The 18,013-nt window shown below is 60.0% G+C and carries 18 protein-coding genes; 9 read left to right on the top strand and 9 right to left on the bottom strand.

The genetic code is table 11. The features are described from left to right. Window positions 1-228: 228 nt before the first annotated feature. Entirely contained in the window at window positions 229-558 is a 330-nt protein-coding gene (locus tag HNQ36_RS21550; RefSeq protein ID WP_184088641.1) for a hypothetical protein, read from the bottom strand. Window positions 559-987: 429 nt separating this feature from the next. Between HNQ36_RS21550 and HNQ36_RS21555 the strand changes: the two genes are divergently transcribed. Beyond that, window positions 988-1,215: a hypothetical protein gene (locus HNQ36_RS21555; protein ID WP_046829591.1), complete on the top strand. Its 228-nt coding sequence runs from the start codon at window positions 988-990 to the stop codon at window positions 1,213-1,215. A gap of 32 nt (window positions 1,216-1,247) precedes the next feature. On the opposite strand, the gene HNQ36_RS21560 is transcribed toward HNQ36_RS21555, so the two are convergent. Both HNQ36_RS21560 and HNQ36_RS21565 read right to left on the bottom strand, forming a co-directional pair. Then, window positions 1,248-2,114, bottom strand: coding sequence for a hypothetical protein (locus HNQ36_RS21560; RefSeq protein WP_184088644.1), 867 nt, complete (start codon window positions 2,112-2,114; stop codon window positions 1,248-1,250). Beyond that, entirely contained in the window at window positions 2,111-3,409 is a 1,299-nt protein-coding gene (locus HNQ36_RS21565; protein WP_184088647.1) for an AAA family ATPase, read from the bottom strand. Before HNQ36_RS21565 ends, HNQ36_RS21560 begins: the two co-directional genes overlap by 4 nt. Before the next feature lie 640 nt (window positions 3,410-4,049). On the opposite strand from HNQ36_RS21565, the gene HNQ36_RS21570 reads away from it, so the two are divergent. Next, entirely contained in the window at window positions 4,050-4,382 is a 333-nt protein-coding gene (locus HNQ36_RS21570; protein WP_184088648.1) for a hypothetical protein, read from the top strand. A gap of 38 nt (window positions 4,383-4,420) precedes the next feature. On the opposite strand, the gene greA is transcribed toward HNQ36_RS21570, so the two are convergent. Next, window positions 4,421-4,885 (bottom strand): transcription elongation factor GreA, encoded by a 465-nt coding sequence (greA, locus tag HNQ36_RS21575; RefSeq protein ID WP_184088650.1) that lies wholly within the window; start codon window positions 4,883-4,885, stop codon window positions 4,421-4,423. Window positions 4,886-5,040: 155 nt separating this feature from the next. On the opposite strand from greA, the gene HNQ36_RS21580 reads away from it, so the two are divergent. Next, the gene (locus HNQ36_RS21580; RefSeq protein ID WP_184089146.1) at window positions 5,041-5,592 is read left to right on the top strand and encodes a DUF4112 domain-containing protein; all 552 of its coding nucleotides are present in this window, start codon (window positions 5,041-5,043) and stop codon (window positions 5,590-5,592) included. 98 nt (window positions 5,593-5,690) lie between these two features. On the opposite strand, the gene HNQ36_RS21585 is transcribed toward HNQ36_RS21580, so the two are convergent. The 4 genes from HNQ36_RS21585 to msrA form a co-directional block, all read right to left on the bottom strand. Further along, on the bottom strand, window positions 5,691-5,984 hold the full coding sequence (locus HNQ36_RS21585) for a hypothetical protein (protein ID WP_019195654.1): 294 nt from the start codon (window positions 5,982-5,984) through the stop codon (window positions 5,691-5,693). Between the two features lie 342 nt (window positions 5,985-6,326). Continuing rightward, a complete protein-coding gene (locus HNQ36_RS21590) occupies window positions 6,327-6,719 on the bottom strand; it encodes a hypothetical protein (RefSeq protein WP_184088652.1) in 393 nt (130 codons plus the stop codon). 147 nt (window positions 6,720-6,866) lie between these two features. Further along, window positions 6,867-7,286: a peptide-methionine (R)-S-oxide reductase MsrB gene (gene msrB, locus HNQ36_RS21595; protein ID WP_184088654.1), complete on the bottom strand. Its 420-nt coding sequence runs from the start codon at window positions 7,284-7,286 to the stop codon at window positions 6,867-6,869. 101 nt (window positions 7,287-7,387) lie between these two features. Then, window positions 7,388-8,104 carry a peptide-methionine (S)-S-oxide reductase MsrA gene (msrA, locus tag HNQ36_RS21600; RefSeq protein ID WP_184088656.1) on the bottom strand — a complete coding sequence of 239 codons (717 nt, stop codon included), beginning with the start codon at window positions 8,102-8,104 and terminating at the stop codon, window positions 7,388-7,390. Between the two features lie 1,352 nt (window positions 8,105-9,456). On the opposite strand from msrA, the gene HNQ36_RS21605 reads away from it, so the two are divergent. Genes HNQ36_RS21605 through HNQ36_RS21615 form a run of 3 tightly spaced genes read left to right on the top strand, consistent with a single transcriptional unit; the run spans window position 9,457 to window position 10,957 of the window. Then, entirely contained in the window at window positions 9,457-9,636 is a 180-nt protein-coding gene (locus tag HNQ36_RS21605) for a hypothetical protein (RefSeq protein ID WP_184088658.1), read from the top strand. 32 nt (window positions 9,637-9,668) lie between these two features. Next, window positions 9,669-10,028: a helix-turn-helix domain-containing protein gene (locus HNQ36_RS21610; protein WP_210312150.1), complete on the top strand. Its 360-nt coding sequence runs from the start codon at window positions 9,669-9,671 to the stop codon at window positions 10,026-10,028. Further along, window positions 10,025-10,957 carry a reverse transcriptase family protein gene (locus HNQ36_RS21615; protein WP_184088661.1) on the top strand — a complete coding sequence of 311 codons (933 nt, stop codon included), beginning with the start codon at window positions 10,025-10,027 and terminating at the stop codon, window positions 10,955-10,957. Before HNQ36_RS21610 ends, HNQ36_RS21615 begins: the two co-directional genes overlap by 4 nt. A 406-nt stretch (window positions 10,958-11,363) precedes the next feature. On the opposite strand, the gene galU is transcribed toward HNQ36_RS21615, so the two are convergent. Beyond that, window positions 11,364-12,236: a UTP--glucose-1-phosphate uridylyltransferase GalU gene (gene galU / locus HNQ36_RS21620; RefSeq protein ID WP_184088664.1), complete on the bottom strand. Its 873-nt coding sequence runs from the start codon at window positions 12,234-12,236 to the stop codon at window positions 11,364-11,366. Between the two features lie 319 nt (window positions 12,237-12,555). Here galU and HNQ36_RS21625 point away from each other — a divergent pair, with 319 nt between their 5' ends. The 3 genes from HNQ36_RS21625 (at window position 12,556) to HNQ36_RS21635 (ending at window position 17,987) form a co-directional block, all read left to right on the top strand. After that, a complete protein-coding gene (locus HNQ36_RS21625; protein WP_184088667.1) occupies window positions 12,556-13,986 on the top strand; it encodes a lytic murein transglycosylase in 1,431 nt (476 codons plus the stop codon). A gap of 200 nt (window positions 13,987-14,186) precedes the next feature. Further along, on the top strand, window positions 14,187-15,848 hold the full coding sequence (locus HNQ36_RS21630) for an SGNH/GDSL hydrolase family protein (RefSeq protein ID WP_184088670.1): 1,662 nt from the start codon (window positions 14,187-14,189) through the stop codon (window positions 15,846-15,848). 87 nt (window positions 15,849-15,935) lie between these two features. After that, entirely contained in the window at window positions 15,936-17,987 is a 2,052-nt protein-coding gene (locus HNQ36_RS21635; protein ID WP_184088673.1) for a tetratricopeptide repeat protein, read from the top strand. Window positions 17,988-18,013 lie beyond the last annotated feature (26 nt).

Consider the following 18,013-nt stretch of genomic DNA (forward strand, 5'->3'; position numbering starts at 1 on the left):
TTGTTCTCATGGAGTCAAGGCGACAATCGCGTCAAGGGGCAATCAACGTGCTGCGTTGAAAACAGATCGACAAAAACACCTCACCGAAACGCATCAACGAACTGCTCAAGCGAAACGCGACACGATGCATCGCTGCGATACGTCCCGCGCAACATGACCCGCGCGCGAAAAAGCCCGGAGCGTGCTCCGGGCTTTGCAGGTGTTGATCGCGAAAATTTGCTCGTCCCGTTACCAGGGATTGTACGGATTCATATCCACCGGGTTCGGATCGTTCCTGTGGTTGCGCTGATAGGCGCGCGCGCGATAGTAGCCCGGCCCGTAGACAGGCTCGGCATAATAGACAGGCCCGCCGTAACCGTAACCATAGGCTGGCTCGCCGTAATAGGCCGGGCCGCCATAGTAGTTGTACGAGTTCGCGGCGGCTGCGCCTGCGATGAGCGCGCCGGCAGCAATACCGAATCCGATCGCGGCGCCGCGTCCGCTGCGGGCTTCGGCGGCGGGAGCGGACATCACGGCGACGGTTGCGACGGTCGCCAGAGCAACTGCAATCTTTTTCATGACCTAAATCCTTTCGTGATCCTGCCTACCAACCGGCTCGCCCTGCGATAGTTCCCGGTCTTGCCGGTGCGGGACGGCAACCTGCCGGAAATAAGATGAACGGCAGTGGAACGAAACCGCTGCCTTCGTTTTGTCTTTTTTGACGGGGCGTGAGGGCAAAGAGGGCAAAGCCATGAAGCTTATCGACAAGATCGCGGAAGACCGTCCGCTGCGCTATGCCTTCGCCGGGCTGGCGGTCCTGCTGATGTTCGGCATGGTGCTGAACTAGCTGAAACCAGCGCGCGCCTGCCGCGTTGATGGAGTCGGGGCTTCACGGTTTTCAGGACCATCAGCCTTCAGGACTTTTGAGTCTTCCAGGATTTTGAGTCTTCAGGATCTGCAGTCTTCAAAGCCAGTCGTCTTCCGGACACGCGTCCGAAGGAGCAGTTCATGCCCTATGCGCTTTTTGTCGAGGACCACCAGATCAGCCGCGCGCTGCCGACCGAGCACGACGTCTGGCACTATGCCGACGACGCCGGCCTTGTGGTGGATTCGCTGATTCAGGATTCGACCGGCAAGCCCGAACGCGTGCTCGAGCAGGGCTACAGCATCCGCGAAGCCGAACCGGAAGAAGCCGCGCCGCTGCCGGGGTTGGAGATGCCCAAGCGCGTGGCGTGAATCTCTCTGAGCCCAGTCAAGTTTTGGTATCTCTAAGCGGCTCTAAATCGTGCGGCCAAGATAATGTAAGGCTTATTCTCGCGCTCCCATTCTAAAATTCTTTTAAGCAAGTTAGTTTCAGCAAAATGTACATCGTTGAACGCCAATCTGAAGTGCATCTCAACTTCTCGTCGCCAAGATTGAGGAATTTTTCGCGCTCCTAACTGCTGTCTAAGCGCCAAGCCAAGACAAGCGTAAAAGTCGTGTCCGCAGGTTATCTGAGCGAGATCGTAGTCAATTGCTGAATGTTGACTAACAAGCATCGTCAAGACCGGTTTATTTTGAGCGAAAGCTCCCTGAGAAACTTCGTTTATAAGAACGTCTTGATCGAGTTGGTTTCCAATAATGAATTTGTCATGATCGAGCCATTGCAAGTTGTATCGGAACTGCTGTGTTACATTCACAAGTCGCAGCACGGATAGAGGCTTTACTCGCTCAGCGATCATTTGTCGGATGACTTCAGTAGTCCCGATTGCTTCGCACTTCTCCACGTCCCCAGTCTCGTTAAGATAGGCTTGCAAACATGTTGTCGCTGCGCAATCCATATCGAAGTCATGGGAATCTGAGTAGATAATTCCCTCATGCTCTTTCAGAGAATTATTTACGCGATCAAAATCAGCATCTGCAAGCCCGAGTGCCCCAGGGAATGCCTCATCATAAAGAAGCTCAATCGCTCCAATTAGATTCTCCCGGCCAAAACAATTAATCGTCTGGTTCTTATCTTTGTCCACGAACTTCTCAAAACGACGGATGTCTGTGAGTCCCTCGAGAAGGAGAAAGGAGCCTTTATGTACTTGCCGTTCTTGGCGGACCTGTTGGGCGATGTCGTATGCATCAATATTAGAAGAGATCGATTTCATTTCTCGTCGACCTCTCCGAGTTCGACGACAATGTTTGTCCAGTGGCTTATCAATTGGGGGGAGTGAGTAGCTAAGATCACGTCAAAGCCATTTAGGGCGATAATGCTCTTCAAATCAGAGATGAATTTTTTCTGCCATGCGACGTGCAGCGAAAGTTCTGGTTCGTCGATGAGGATTAGCGCGTTTGATTTGAGCTCAAACAGCAGCTCAAAAAAAAGAACCAATTGGTGCTGTTCGCCGGAAGATAGTTTCTCAAGCGGGACTTTGCTTTTGTGCGCAGCAATCTCAAAGCCGCCGTCTTTGCTAACTTCTACATTTTTCGTCGTAAACCGCTGCTTTATCAGGTTTTTGAAAAGCTGAATGCGTAGAAGAAGCGTCGATAACGAAGATAGTTTGGTGGAAGTGTCGTCCACGTATACGCTTAGGACTCGGGCAATAGCGTAATCTAGGTTTCCTTCGGGGAGACTGATCGGAGCATCGGCTTCCTTATCAAGGATGCCAGCGCTCATCAAACTTTGGCGTTTCACATCCAGATCTTTAAGTAGTTCTTTCAATCGCTCAGGAGAAAGAAATCGCTGCTCGCTAATAACTCTTCGAGGAAACGATTGGTCGAGTGATTGAGATAGCGCCGCATACGCGGTTAGTTCTTTTGCAATAATGGATCGAAGAGTTTGAGCTTTCTTGGAAATTGCTAGCGTAGAAGCTGGACGTGGGTCGCGATAATGTTGTTCCTCGGCTTCGTCACGAAGAATCAGCAGGCGCTGCGTTTCGATTAGATGGCAATCGATGCTATTGATTATATTCATCAGAACGATGGGTGCATCGCTATAGAGCGAACGTTTTAAAGTCTCAGGAAGCGAATCTGAAAATTGCTCAAAAAGTTCTTGAAGTGAATAGTGTTCGCCTGTGTGATCGTGAGTCCATCGATTGGCTGATGTCCTGGTTATAAACGGCAGGTATCTTTCGATAGGCATCCGCATGTTTTTGAGAGAAGCGAGTCCTGGACTCCAAACTATCGGCAGCGACTCTCCAGGGTAAAATGTATTAAATTCTACCCCTAGAGTTGTCGCATCTTCGTTTTCGGCATCGATTTTCTTTATTTCGATTCGAAAGCCAGTTGAAAATTCAAATTTTGCAGAATCGAATTTGACTTCGTTGAAGAACGACCATCGCTTGGAAAAGAGAGCATAGATCAATCTCAGGCATTGGGTTTTGCCACTGCCGTTAGGAGCAATTATTGCCGTGATGCGCTCTTCGTTATTGACGGGTATGGAGTGATCAAATTCGCCGAACAACCCAGTAACTCTAAAAAAGTAAGTCGGTGAATTCTTTCTTCTTCGAAAAAGGTGCGTTGGGTAGGTTGACCCTGAACCATTTTAAGTTCCTCAATTTGAGGTTGTATCGTGTACCAAAACTTGAAGGGTACACAAGCGCCACAATTTTGCCGCATCTTATGCTTATATTCCTATTCATCCCGCCTCACTTGACGGGCGTGTCCTAGGACGCTTCGATGCGCGGGCGGGATGCGGCGCCTGCGTGCGCGAGGAGGGACGTCCTTCTCCGCTCCCGGGAGGCCTCGGGTCACCGTCCGGGCTCACTATGGGGCTCTGCCGTTCGCGGCTGGACGAGGTGAGGACGAAGGCGGCGAAAGCCGGCCGGATAAGGGGTCGATACTCTCCCCCATCCTCACCCGGAAGTACGGTCCCGAGGACAGAAATCGCCGCGGCGGAGCGCTGAAAGGCGTTTCGCGGCCAGCCTCTCGTGGCGACACGAAGCCGGCCGCGCACAAACTACCAAGGCGCGTCTTTCGGCGCTCCTCCTCCCTCTCTTCAAAGAGAGGCGGCACACGGTTTGAAGACATCGCTGGACGGACATCCGCGTTTTTCACGCGGGAAAGCGATCACGCACGCGCAAAAATCAGGAAAGGAGACAGGCATGGGCAAGATAACAAGAGAGGCGGCACAACAGACGACGAAAAACACCGATGACGCGCAGGACGAACTCATCGAGATGTCCGACGGGACGCGCGACTATCTTTTGTCCGACGCCGGCGTTGAGCGCATCATGCGCGGGTTGTCGGACTCTTACGAGAACTGGCGCGACTGTCCGGTGAAGCGTTGTCGCCGCGCGCGCCGTTGCCAGGGACCCGACATGGTGTGCCAGCTCAAGGAGCCGCGGCTCAACGCGCCGCCGGAGGAGATCGCGCGCATCAACGATCGCATGCGGCAGATCGCCCTGCGGCGGTTGGAACGGCTCGGTGTCTGGTGACGGGCTGCATGACCATGGGCGCGCGGTGGCGCGCGACCTCAACGGATGTCGAGGATTTCCAGTTCGTGCTCGCCTGCGCGCACGGTGTCGCCGACGCTCTTGCCGAACAGCGCGCGCGCCAGCGGCGCGACATGGGACAGCGTGCCCTTCGCGGGATCGGCTTCGTCCTCGCCGACGATGCGGAAGGTCTGTTCGCGGCCGTCGTCGCGCGAAAGCTTCACGGTGTGGCCGAAGCGGACCTGCGAGGTGTCGTCAGTGGGCGCGATCACATGCGCTGTCCCGCGCCGCGCGTCCCAGTAGCGCATGTCGCGCGCCGTGCGGCCGATGGCGTCGCGGTCATTCGCCGCCTGCGCATCGGCGTGGGCCTGCTGCGCCCGTTTCAGCTCGGCCTCGATCAGCGCATGGCCTTGCGCGGTCACCTCGTTCGGGTGCTCCGAGATCACGCGGTCCGGCAGATCGATGACGCTGTCGGCGTCCTGTTCCTTGACGAAAGCTCTGCTCATGGGACCTCATATATGACCGGCGGTTGCGATTTAAAGCCGCGCCACCTTGACGCAACTTGCGAAAGGCCTGCTCGTTCCTATGTACGGGAGCTTGCGCAAAACAATCTCCCGCGCGAGAGGACAATGGAGCTGACGCCACCATGACGAGCGCCAAAATGACCGACGACATCTTCGACCGCACGGCGAGCCGCCGCAGCGGTACCAAGCGGCCGCCGATCATCGATCAGGACGGCAACGAGGTGCGTCCCGGCGGGTTCGGCGGGCGCGGGCCGTTCGACGCTGGCGCCCGCACGTCCGGCTTCGAGTTTCAGGGCGGCGCGGATTTCCAGAGCGCGCTCGGCGGAATTTCGTTCGGGCCGCTCACGCGCGAGCAGCGCTTCGCGCGCATCGATGCGCTCTCGAAGCTGCTCGACGTCGCCTTCGTGGTGCCGGGCACCAAGATCCGCTACGGCATCGACGGCCTGATCGGCCTCGTGCCGATCTTCGGCGATATTCTGACCACGGCGATCTCGCTGTGGATCGTGCGCGAGGCGAGGGCGCTCGGCGCGCCGAAATATCTGGTGGCGCGGATGCTGGGCAATGTCGCGGTGGACGGCGTGGTGGGGCTGGTGCCGTTCGCCGGCGACGCCTTCGACGTCATGTTCCGCGCCAACATGCGCAACATGCGGATGCTCAAGCGCTGGATGGACAAGCAGCCAAGAAGCTGAGCGAAGGGGTAAAGCGTTGAGAAAGAGACGTGAGAACCGGCGCGATGAAAAGATCAGCCGGTTCGCGGTCAGCCGCTATCGGATCAGCGGCTAATGACTCAGCCGGTCGCGGTCTGCTTTTCTTCCTCGGGCGCAGCCACAGGCTCCGGCCGGTTGCGCTCGAGCGGAAACGCTTCGCTTTCATACAGCGTGCGGATGCCGCTCTGGTCGAAGCGGGCCTCGTCCACCTGGAGGTAGGCGCCGTTCAGGCTGTCGGCGGGAAGCTGTTCGATGGCGAACTGCACGGCCTCGGCTGCGGTCGGGAACCGGCGGTACGCAAAGCCGGCGCGCTTTTTCTTGCGGATTGCCGCAGGAAAGAGTTCGGCTTCGGTGTTGTAATTGAACGCAGCCATGATCTCGGCCTTCTTGATTTGGGATTCGATGGAAACAACGCCGGAGTGCGGCCTCCGGGGGAGCGCCGCTCGGCACGTGTCATTCATTCCAGAACAGACTCTAATATAGGCCTTTTTTCGCCAATTGCGACCTGTCATACGCCCTATGATGAATGGCATGACGCAATCGCATGCGGGCCCAATAAGTGCTTGAATTTCAATGCACTAGCGGGTGCGCAAAGTTGCGCCGCAGGGTCTGCCGGTTCGCGCGGCGGCCGATTGGTTTTGCGGGGGCGGATTTTACCGGATTTTACCCGGCAAGCGCACGGCCACGAACACCGTCAGAACCACGCGGCTGACGCGCTACTGGATCGCTTCGGTGAGGATTTCGTCGGTGACCGACACCACCTTGAGCGGCGAGAGATAAGACTCGATGTGGGTGGCGGGATCGGCGGCGATCTCGATCTTGCGCACCGGGGCCTGCTCCATCACGCCGCTGACGCCGCGGCGGACACCGTACTGCCAGACCTGGAGCGCGCCGGCGCTGCGCAGCGCCTTTTCCACGGCGTCCGGCGTCTTGCCCGGCATCTGGGCCAGTTCGGCCTTGGTGAGGCCGATCACGATTTCGTTTTGCGGCGAGACGACCTTGAACAGGGTCACTCTGCCGACGGCGAAGGCGGGGTGCGACACCACGGCCTCGACAAGAAGGCCTGCAAGGCCGAGAGCCAGCACGGTCTGGCGCGATCTGGTGGACATCACGAATTCCTTGGCGGGAAAGTTGTCTGGAAGCGCTTTTTGTTAGCCGTTTTGTGTCGTTCGTATGCGAACGAGAAGCGACAGATAGGGTCCGCGCAGCCTTTGACAAGCCGCGCGGATTTAAATTTTCTGGAAAGAGAGACGAGTTTACTCGGGCAGAAGTTTCAATGCCGCGGAATTGATGCAGTAACGCAATCCCGTCGGCCCGGGCCCGTCCGGGAACACGTGGCCGAGGTGGCCCTGACATTTCGAGCACAGCACTTCGGTTCGCACCATGCCGTGGGACACGTCGCGCTCCTCGGCGAGGCTGCTCTCGGCGGCGGGCGCGGAGAATGCCGGCCAGCCGCATCCGGAATCGAACTTGTCGTCCGACGTGAACAGCGATTGCCCGCACCCGGCGCAGACATAGGTGCCCGGATCGAACGAATGATCGTACTCACCGCTGAACGGCCGCTCCGTCGCCTTCTCGCGCAGCACGGCATACTGCATCGGCGTCAGTTCCTTGCGCCACTCGCTGTCGGACTTCTCGATGGTGCCGGAGCCGGTCTTCGTTTTGATGTCGGTCATTCGCTAGCTCCTTTCGCTGGTGTGGTTCTCACATCAAAGCGGCGAACCTGTTTCCGGTCCGCCGCCTTGAGCCTGGGTCGCCAACGCCGTGTGACAGGCGTTCAGTTGCTCGCTTTGGCCGCGCGCACCAGCGCAGGCTTCTCGCGATAGTTCTCGGCGAAGATCTTCTTCAGGTTCTCGATCTTCGGCAAATCGTTGAACACAATATAGGGCTGGTTGGGGTGCAGCGTCAGATAGTCCTGATGATAATCTTCCGCCGCATAGAAGCCCTGCAGCGGTTCGAGCGTGGTTGCGATCGACTTCTTGTAGACCTTCGCGCCATTGAGCTGCGCGATGTAATCCTGCACCAGCTTGCGCTCGGCCGAATCCGACGTGAAAATTGTCGAGCGATACTGCGTGCCGGTGTCCGGGCCCTGGCGGTTGAGCTGGGTCGGATCGTGCACCACCGAGAAATAAATCTGCAGCAGCCTGCCGAGCGTCACCTGCTTCGGGTCGTAGGTGATCTGCACGGCTTCGGCGTGGCCGGTGGTGCCGCGTCCGATCGCCTCGTAATTCGCGGTCGAGGCCTTGCCGCCCGCATAACCCGACACGGCGTTGGTGACGCCCTTGGTGTGCTGGTAGACGCCCTGCACGCCCCAGAAACAGCCTCCCGCGAGCACGAAGGTCTTCAGGCCCTCGATGGGGGCGATGTCGGCGGCCGGCGGCGGAATGATGAAGGCTTCCTCGGAGGCGCGCGAGGGCGCGGTGAACCAGCCGAGCGCCAGCACGCCGGCGGCGGTCAGGGCGAGAGCGATGCGGCGGAACTGTGTGCGATCCATGATGGTCCTCTTCGTTGGCAGGGCGTTTCCGCCAGTGCCCTAGATACGCGGATAAGACCCCGCCGTTACGGTAAAATTCCACACAAAAATGTGAGCATGAACCCATGGTTGCCCGCGCGTTGTCCTTTCGCATGCGCCGGGTGACAACCGGCCGCAACGGGGATGATGGACGCAGCTGATTTTGCCGGTTTCTGGCTGCGGCACCAACGCATCGGTACGCGTTTTGTCTAACCTGTTCCCGGCGCATGCGCTTCTCGTCATGGCCGGGCTTGTCCCGGCCATCCACGTCTTCCTCTGAGAGCGCCAAGAAGTGAAGTCGTGGATCACCGGGTCATAGGCGAGCGAAGCGACGCCGTCCTTCAGACGGCTATGCCCGGTGATGACGATTGTGGGTGTTGCGACAGCACGCGTCACCTCGACTCCCGATTCGATTTTCAAACAGCCACTTCAAAGTTTCACGCGCCCACGCCAATGCGCTCCCGCGCGCCGATGGCGCGGGTTGGGCTTCGGCTCCCCTCGATAAGCGCGCGCGAGGCCTGCCTCGTTCGCGCCCTTATAAATGAGGGGAGATGGAGCGCCGCCAGGCGCAACATCGTTGTCGTCGCTCGATCGTTCGCCGCTTGCGAAGGCGGAAAACGAAAGAGCGCATCGCCTTGCGGCGCTCCATCGACGCTGCGTGCGGACGCCTCCGAAAGAGGCCGCGAACCGCAGCGCGCGAATCCTCGCCACAGCGAACGCTGCGGCAAACATCCGCTGCGGCGTCTTAGGCGTCGGGACCGTACTTCCGGGTGAGGATGGGGGAGCGTATCGACCCCTGATCCGGCCGGCTTTCGCCGCCTTCGTCCTCACCGCGTCCAGCCGCGAACGGCAGAGCCACGTAGTTGGCCCGGACGGTGACCCTCAGCCTCCCGGACGTGTGGCTGCGAACCACGCGCGCAGGCGCCGCGCTTCATTCCACTTCAAGAACGCCTCTAGAAGCGCCCCTCATGAATGAAGCTATAGGAATATAAGCCTACATTGGATTTCTGTCAACGCCTTAACTGGTCAATGAAAGTTCACTTATAGAGAACTTTCATTGACGGGGTCTCCGAATCGAGGTAGATTCGTTTCGCGTTTGGTTGACGTCCATGCCGCTTGCTGCCGGACACACTTACTTGTCCTAGGGACCCGAAAGGGTCCTCCCAAACGGGGGTCTGTCTTTCGTCTGTTCTTCTCTGACGCGAGCCACGCCGCCGCCATAACGCGAGCACCAAAGGCAGGTGCTCGCTAGGGAGCTTAGAAGTCAATCCGTTCGAGATGCTCTTGTTCAAAGGCGCCGAGACAATTTCGTCGAGGTGAACAGGAGAAAGACAATGGTTGATTCAACCAATGATCCGCCAAGCGCCGAACGGAATACTGCCAAGTTCTGGAAGTGGGTGCGCGCACTCTTGCGCAAGCTCGTCAACCGGAAAACGATTCTTCTCGCGCTCTCGATCCTTCTTTCGATTGATCGGGTTCTGCGTGCGCTGAAGCGACTGCTTGGAGACTTCTAAGCAAATTCCCTTCATTTCGGGAGAGCGTAATCATGATCCATGCGTTGAAGTCAAAACACAAAGGCACAACTTCGGGGATGAACTATCGCGCGCTAAAACTCATTCGTCAGTATCATCGGTTGACGCAAGCGGACCTCGCGGAAGAACTTAAGCTATCAAAATCCTTCATTTCAGAATTGGAAAACGGAAACCGGAGGCCAAGTCTTGATGTGTTGGAGAAATATGCTGCTTATTTTCAGCTTCCTCTTTCGTCGCTGATGCTTTTTTCCGAAGAGTTGGAATCGGACAGTTGGCATGAACGCTCGCGCGCGTTTATGGCGTCTAAAGTAATTAACATGTTGGAGTGGCTTGAAGAGACCTCTCGCGATAGTACGCACGAGATCAAGAAATGAGGAAGCGCCGCAACGATCTTCGGCTCGACGAGTGCTTTTTGTTCGCGATAGAATCTCCAAGAGATCTGGCGCGAAGGCTGTCCACGAAGTCCATGCAATTCAGCGAGGCTGATCTGCTAGGCCTTTCTGCCGGAATTATAGGTAATTACAAGCTTTTCAAAATTGACGGCCGGCCGATACAAGAGCCGAAACGACGGTTGCAGGCTGTTCATCTGCGTGTTCATCGGTTGTTGTCGAAGGTGGCTGTTCCTGAATATTTGCACTCGGCGGTGCGGGGGCGCTCTTACATCTCTAACGCTGCGGCCCACGCTCGCGACGAACCCGTTATCAAGATCGATATCAAGAAATTCTTCGCGTCTGTTCCACATGCCGCGATACTTCGATTTCTGCGGACGTCCCTGCGCTGCAGGAGTGACGTAGCAAAGTTGCTTGCCAATCTGCTTACATTTGAAGGAAAAATTCCGACTGGCAGTAGTGCCAGCCCTATACTCGCGTACTATGCATTCAAGCCGATGTTTGACGAGATATCTGCTCTCGCGACAAGTCTTGGCCTAACGTTTACTTGTTACGTGGATGATATGACGTTCAGTGGACGTGCCGCAACGAACTCTACCTTAATGCAGATCAGAACGATCGTCGCCCGATATGGCTTGAAATCTCATAAGGTCCGCAAGTTCAGTGCGAACGATCCTAAAGTTATTACAGGTGTATGCGTTGCTTCTGAGGGTGACCGCATTCCAAACAAGTTGCATCGAAAAATAGCTGCTGATTTTAAGAGCTTGGAAGTGGGTGATGAGGGGATGCAACGTGAAAAAACGCTTTCAAGCCTTTTGGGCCGTCTCCAAGCTGCCGGACGAATTAACCCTGTGTTCAAGGCTAGAGCTTCTACCCTGCGGGCTTCCGCCTCGCGGAGGCGGCAGTCTATTTGAAATACTTCTCCATTGGGGCGCGGCTGGGTACCACGCATTGGCGCGCGTTTCGTCTAACCCGTTCCCGGCTACGCGCTTCTCGTCATGGCCGGGCTTGTCCCGGCCATCCACGCCTCTCTTAAGATAGCGCAGCGAAGTCGTGGATCACCGGGTCAAGCCCGGTGATGACGATTGAGGGTGGGGCGCGTTCAGTGGCTCGCCGCGCCCAGCAATGGTGAGGACGAACGATCAACGTCATTGCGAGGAGCGGAGCGACGAAGCAATCCAGTCCTTCTGGGAGAGTGGATTGCTTCGCTTCGCTCGCAATGACGAGTGGCTTAATCAGGCCGCTTTACTCGCAATGACGTGTGACGTTAGCGCGGCAGCTTTGGTCGCAATGACGGGATCGAAGGATCGCCGCTCGCGCTCAAATATACTTCTTCATCTCCATGAGCAGATCGCTGCGCAGGTCTTCGCGGTCCATCGCATACGCGATGTTCGCGGCGAGGAAACCCGACTTCGAGCCGCAGTCGTAGCTCTTGCCCTTGAACTTGAAGCCGTAGAACGGCTGTGACTTGGCAAGGCCGAGCATCGCGTCGGTGAGCTGGATTTCGCCGCCCGCGCCCTTCGGCTGGGTCTCCAGCACGTTGAAGATTTCCGGCTGCAAAATGTAACGCCCGGTGATCGAGAGGTTCGAGGGTGCTGATTCCTTCTTCGGCTTCTCGACCATGCCGTTGAGTTCGAACATGTCGCCCTTGGGCGCTCCGACGCCGACCACGCCGTACATGTGGACCTGATCCATCGGCACTTCTTCCACCGCGATGATGTTGGCCTTGTCGGCGCCCGCCGCGTTGGCGGCGTCGATCATCTGCTTCAGGCCGCTCGGCTTGTTTTTCACCAGCACGTCCGGCAGCAGCACCGCGAACGGCTCGTTGCCGATGATGTCGCGCGCGCACCACACCGCATGGCCGAGGCCGAGCGGCGCCTGCTGGCGCGTGAACGAGGTCGCGCCGGCTTCCGGCTGGTCGCGCTCCAGGATGTCCATTTCCTTCAGCTTGTTGCGCTCGCGCAGCGTGTCCTCAAGCTCATAGGGCCGGTCGAAATGGTCTTCGATCACGCCCTTGTTGCGGCCCGTGACGAACACGAGATGCTCGATGCCGGCTTCCAGCGCTTCGTCCACCACATGCTGGATCAGCGGGCGGTCGACCACGGTGAGCATTTCCTTCGGCATGGCCTTGGTGGCCGGGAGAAAGCGGGTGCCAAGACCGGCGACGGGAAACACAGCTTTACGGATTTTCATGAGGCTCTTTGCAGGCTGAGGGAACGTTGAGGGGTGTTAGCAGGTTTTATCGGGCTGAAAAACGGCGGGACGGGCCAGGAACAGGCATGAGTTCCGTAAAGGTTATCGGATGAACGGCACCTGAGTGCCGTGTGGATTTTTTGAGGCGGGCCTTCGCCGGTTACCCCTCGCGAGCAAAGCGAGCAGGTGAGGAGCGCTTTGCAGGGAATGACATACCGCTGCGCCACTTCGCCGCCGGAAAATGTTGCGTTGTTAATCGGGTGGAAACCCTGTCCGGGCCTCCTGTATCCGGGATAGTCTTGAGCGGGTGTGGAGACCAATGACACGGATCGATCGTGAACAAAGCGCGTGGCTGATGGTCGCGGGCGCGGCGCTGACTGTGTCGGTGGTCGCGGTGGTCTCGCTGATGGCCGGTCCGGCCCATGGTCAGACCGCCTCGGGCCGCGGCGGCTTGGTCCAGCCGCGCGGTGACATCACCGGCTCGATCCAGCAGCAGCCACAGGCTCCGCGTCAGATGCGGCCCGCGCCGCGCCGCATGGCGCAGGCGGCCCCGCCGAAGGAATGGAGCGGCGAAGACGGCGCGTCCGGTCATCCTTTGATGACGGCGGATGCGATCCGCCGCTCGGCCGCGAATTTCGACCGCTGCGTTGCCGGCTTCTGGCCGGAGGCTCATCGGCGCGGCGTCTCGCAGGCGAGCTTCCAGCGCTTCACCGCGGATCTGTCGCCGGACCTGCGCATCATGGACCTGATGGACTCGCAGCCTGAATTCACCAAGGCGGTGTGGGACTATCTCGATATTCTCGTCACCGATGCGCGGCTCGCGCGCGGCCGCGAGGTGCTGGCGCAACACGCGGCGACCTTCGCCGCGGTTGAGAAAGCCTACGGCGTCGACCGTTACATTATTGCTGCGATCTGGGGCATCGAGTCGAACTACTCGACGCAGGGCGGCGACCGCAGCGTGCTGAACTCGACCGCGACGCTGGCCTGCATCGGCCGCCGTCAGGGCTACTTCAAGGACGAGTTTCTGGCGGCGCTTGAAATCCTGCATCACGGCGATCTGACGCCGCAGCAGCTGCGCGGCTCATGGGCCGGTGCATTCGGCGCGACTCAGTTCATGCCGACCGCGTTCAAGCGGTTCGCGGTGGACTTCGACCGTGACGGCAAGCGCAACGTGGTCGATGACGTGCCGGACATCATCGCGTCCACGGCGGCGAAGTTCAAAAAGGACAACTGGCAGCAGGGGCAGACCTGGGGCTATGAGGTCGAGGTGCCGCAGGGCTTCAACTATCTCCATGCCGACCGCGCCAAGAGCTACACCATCGGGCAGTGGGAGCAGCTCGGCGTCCGGCGCGCCGGCGGCAAGCCGTTTCCGCGCAACAGCGACAAGGCGTTCCTGCTGGCGCCTGCCGGTGCGGACGGACCGGGTTTCCTGATGCTCGGAAACTTCCGCTCCATCATGCGCTACAATCCGTCGGAGGCTTACGCGCTCGCCATTGGGCATTTCGCCGACCGGCTGCGCGGCGGCGGGCCGTTCCTGCAGGAATGGCCGCGGCAGGAGCGGGTGCTGTCGCGCACCGAGCGGCTCGAACTGCAGCAGCTTTTGGCGCAGCGCGGGTTCTATCGCGGCGAGCCGGACGGGAACCTCGGCGGCGAGACCCGTAATGCCCTGCGCAGCTTCCAGGCCTCGATCGGGGCGCCCGCCGATGGGTTCGCTTCGTCCGGCGTGCTGGACCGGCTGCGCCGGCGGTAAAACCGGTGACTTAAGAAGGGGTTCCGGGCTCATCCGGCCGGGCTGGACACCTTCAAGTTGACATTTTCCGGGCGCACTTGACGGATGCGGCCGGACCCCGGTTTATGGGCCCATTATTCGGAGTTTTTGGCCGAAGTCTTGGGGCGGATGATTTGCGTCCCGCATGCAAACCGTGGCCACCGGGCGAGCGACCAAGATCCATGTCGAACAGGCCGAAACCGAAATCTTTCCTGAGCGTGTTCACCGAACGCGGACCACTCGCGGTCCTTGCGGTCGCGGGCATGATGCTGTTCGGGATCGTGGCGCCGGCGTCGGCGCAGTTCTTCGACTTCGGTTTCGGCCGTCCGCAGCGGCCCGCGCCACCTCCGCAGCGCGGCGGCGGTTTCTTCTCGCCGTTCACGGACAACTTCGGTCCGCCACAGGCGCCGCGACCGGTGGATTCCTCGCGTGCGCCGGCGGCCGCCAAGCGCGACGCCCCCGCCGACCGCAATGTGCTGGTGCTCGGCGACGCGATGGCCGACTGGCTTGCCTACGGCCTCGAAGATGCGCTGTCGGAAACGCCGGATCTCGGCGTGATCCGCAAGCACAAGACCGTGTCGGGTCTTTTGAAGTATCAGCCCAAGGGCGATCCGGCGGACTGGGCCGCGGCCGCGAAGGGCATTCTCGCCACCGAGAAGCCCGACGTTATCGTGGTGATGCTCGGCCTGCACGACCGGCTTCCGATCCGCGAACCCGTGGTCGAAAAGAAAGCCGATGCCAAGCCGGGCGAGAAGCCCGGTGACAAGGCCGACAATAAGAAGAACGCCAAGAAGGATTCGCGCGCCAAGCCAAACGAGCCGGATACTGCGGCGAAGCCGGGCGACAAGCCGGCCGATACCAGCGCCGAGAACAAGAGCGCTGACAGCAAGCCTGCGGAAGCGGATGCTGCTGCGGACGACGACGATCAGCCACAAATCATGGCACCAGACAAAGCGCAGCGCTCCGGCGGCATGCACGATTTCCGCGAGGAGCGCTGGGTCGAGCTGTACGCGAAGAAGATCGAGGAGATGATCGCGGTCCTGAAGTCCAAAGGCGTGCCAGTGCTCTGGGTCGGTCTGCCTGCGGTGCGCGGCGCCAAGGCCACGTCGGACATGCTGTTCCTCGATGCGCTGTATCGCGATGGCGCCGGCAAGGCGGGCATCACCTATGTCGATGTATGGGACGGCTTCGTCGATGACGCCGGACGCTTCGCGCAGCAGGGCCCGGATTTTGAGGGCCAGATCCGCCGCCTGCGTTCAAGCGACGGCGTGTTCTTCACCAAGGCCGGCGCGCGCAAGCTCGCGCACTACACCGAGCGTGAAATCCGCCGCGTGCTCGCAGCCCATACCGGACCGCTGGCCGTACCGAGTGAAACCTTCGCGCCCGATTCCAACATCCGTCCGGGCGAAGCAGGTCCGCGTCCGCTGATGGGACCGGTGATGCCGCTGGTGGCGTCGCAGGTCGGCACCGATGAACTGCTCGGCGGTGTCGGCACGCGGCCTGCATCGGTCGATGCGCTTGCCGCGCGCACGCTGGTGAAGGGTGAGCCGCTCGCCGCGCCCGCCGGCCGCGCCGATGATTTCGCTTGGCCGCGCCGCGAAGTCGGCGCGCTGAGCGCTCCGCCCAGCGATCCGGTGGTGGCTGCTGCGCCGTCCGACGGGACCGCCGTGCCGCCGAAGCCGAAGCCGAAGAAGCAGCAAGTCGTCGTCCAGGGACTGTTCAATCCCTCCGCGCCGCCCCAGCAGCAGCGTCAGCGCGCCGGTCCCGGCCCGCGTGACGGATACCAGCGGCCGCCGGGCTTTTTTGGGCAGTCGCCGTTCTCGGGCCTTTTCTCGCGCTGGTAACCAGCGCCATCACCGCGTCTGGATCGCCTCAATTCGATGCAGTAGGGTCCGCGCGGCTGCTCCAGAAATATCCGTCAGGTCGAGATCGTGAACAGAAAACAACGCCGGGCTGAAGAAAAGACCGGCAAGGCCGCTGCTCGGCCGTCAGGTCTCCTCGAAGAAACCCTGTTCCGGCAGGCCATGGCGCATCATCAGGCCGGACGGCTGCGCGATGCCGAGGCGAACTATCGCGATGTGCTGGCCGCCAATCCGCGCCACACCGGCGCGCTCAGTTATCTCGGTCTGCTCGCGCATCAGGCGGGTCACAGCGACGCGGCGATCGATCTGCTGCGCAAGGCGATTGCATCGGACAAGCGTAATCCCGAACCGCATTACAATCTGGCGCGCATCCTGTCCGACTGCGGACGCGACGACGACGCCATCATGCACAACCGCAAGGCGCTGGAGATCGATCCGGACTTTCCGGGCGCGCACAACAATCTCGGCGCGTTGCTGCTGCTGCACGGCCGACCCGCCGAGGCTTTCGCTGCTGCGATCGCAGGATTGCGGACGGACGACGCTGCCGGTCTCAAGTCGACATTCGTGATGGCGCTCCGCTCGCTCGATCCGGCGGCCATCAAGCTCGATCCGAATGTCATCCAGCTTCTGGTGCGCGCCTTGCGCGAGCCGTGGTGCCGTCCGCGCGATCTGGCGGCGGCGGCAGGCACGATCCTGCTGCGCACGCCGGCGATGGCGCGCTGCGTCGAGCGGGCATCGCAGGCAGGCCGGGTCCCGCTGAACGAAATGTTCAGCCCGGCCGATCTGGCAGCGCTCGGCAGCGATGGCCTGCTTGAGGCGTTGTTGAGCGCATCGCCGGTTACGACCGTCGCGGTCGAACGGGCTTTGACGGCGGTGCGCCGCGCGGCGCTGAACGACATCGCGACCGGTGCGCTTGAGTCCGATGAAGCGTGGCTGCCGCTGGTGGCGGCGCTCGGACAACAGGGCTTTATCAACGAATACGTTGTCGACGTCACCGAAGACGAGACTGCTCAGCTTGGCCGGCTTCGCGATGACGTCGCCGAGGCTATCGCGCGGAACGAACCTGTCGCGCCGATTAAAGTTGCGATCCTTGCAAGCTACCTGCCGCTGCACTCTCTTGCCGGAGCGGACAAACTCGCTGCGCAGTCATGGCCCGGCGCGATGGCCGCGCTTGTTGCGCAGCAGATCGTCGATCATCGCCAGGAACTGGCGATCCGCCCCGCGATCGAGCGGCTGACCGCGATCGAAGATGACGTCTCGGAAAAGGTGCGCGCGCAATACGAGGAAAACCCCTATCCGCGCTGGAGCAGGGTCTTCGCCGAGACGCAGGCGCTGCCGATCGATGCCTATATCGGGATGCGGTTTCCCGGCGCACCGTACAAGCCGCTCGGTGACCGCGCGCCCGATGTTCTGGTCGCGGGATGCGGCACCGGACAGCATGCGATCCAGCGTGCGCAGCAACTGAAGTCAGCCAAGGTGCTGGCGATCGATCTCAGCCTCAGCAGCCTCAGCTACGCAATCAGGAAAACGAAAGAACTGGGGCTGACCAACCTGCACTATGCGCAGGCGGACATTCTGGCGCTTGACGGCGACAAGACGTTCGATGTCATCGACTCGAGCGGCGTGCTGCATCATCTGAAGGAGCCGCTGACGGGATGGCGCAGGCTCGCCGGTCTGCTGCGCCCAGGCGGACTAATGCATATCGGGCTCTACAGTTCGACGGCGCGGCGCGACATCAACACCGCGCGTGCCTATCTCGCGCAGCAGGGACGAGGCTTTTCAGTTCCGGAGGTGCGACGGTTGCGGGCGGAGTTTGCCGCCCGCGCGCCGGGCGATGAGTTGCACAACATCACGCAGTTCAGCGACTTCTTCAGCATGAGCGAATGCCGCGACTTGCTGTTTCACGTTCAGGAGCATCAGTTCTCGATTCCGCAGATCGCCGATTTTCTGGGCGAAAGCGGCTTTACATTCCTCGGATTTGAAGCCCCGGCGCGGACAGGTTACTTGCGTCGTTTCCCCGGCGACAGGACGGCGACTAATCTTGCCAACTGGGCGGCATTTGAGGCCGAGAATCCCTCAACCTTCGCGCAGATGTACCAGTTCTGGATTCAGAAGAACTGATTTCAGTTGCTCTCTCCGCTCATGCC

This window comes from Afipia massiliensis, from assembly GCF_014203115.1.
In the GTDB taxonomy this organism is placed as follows: domain Bacteria; phylum Pseudomonadota; class Alphaproteobacteria; order Rhizobiales; family Xanthobacteraceae; genus Afipia; species Afipia massiliensis.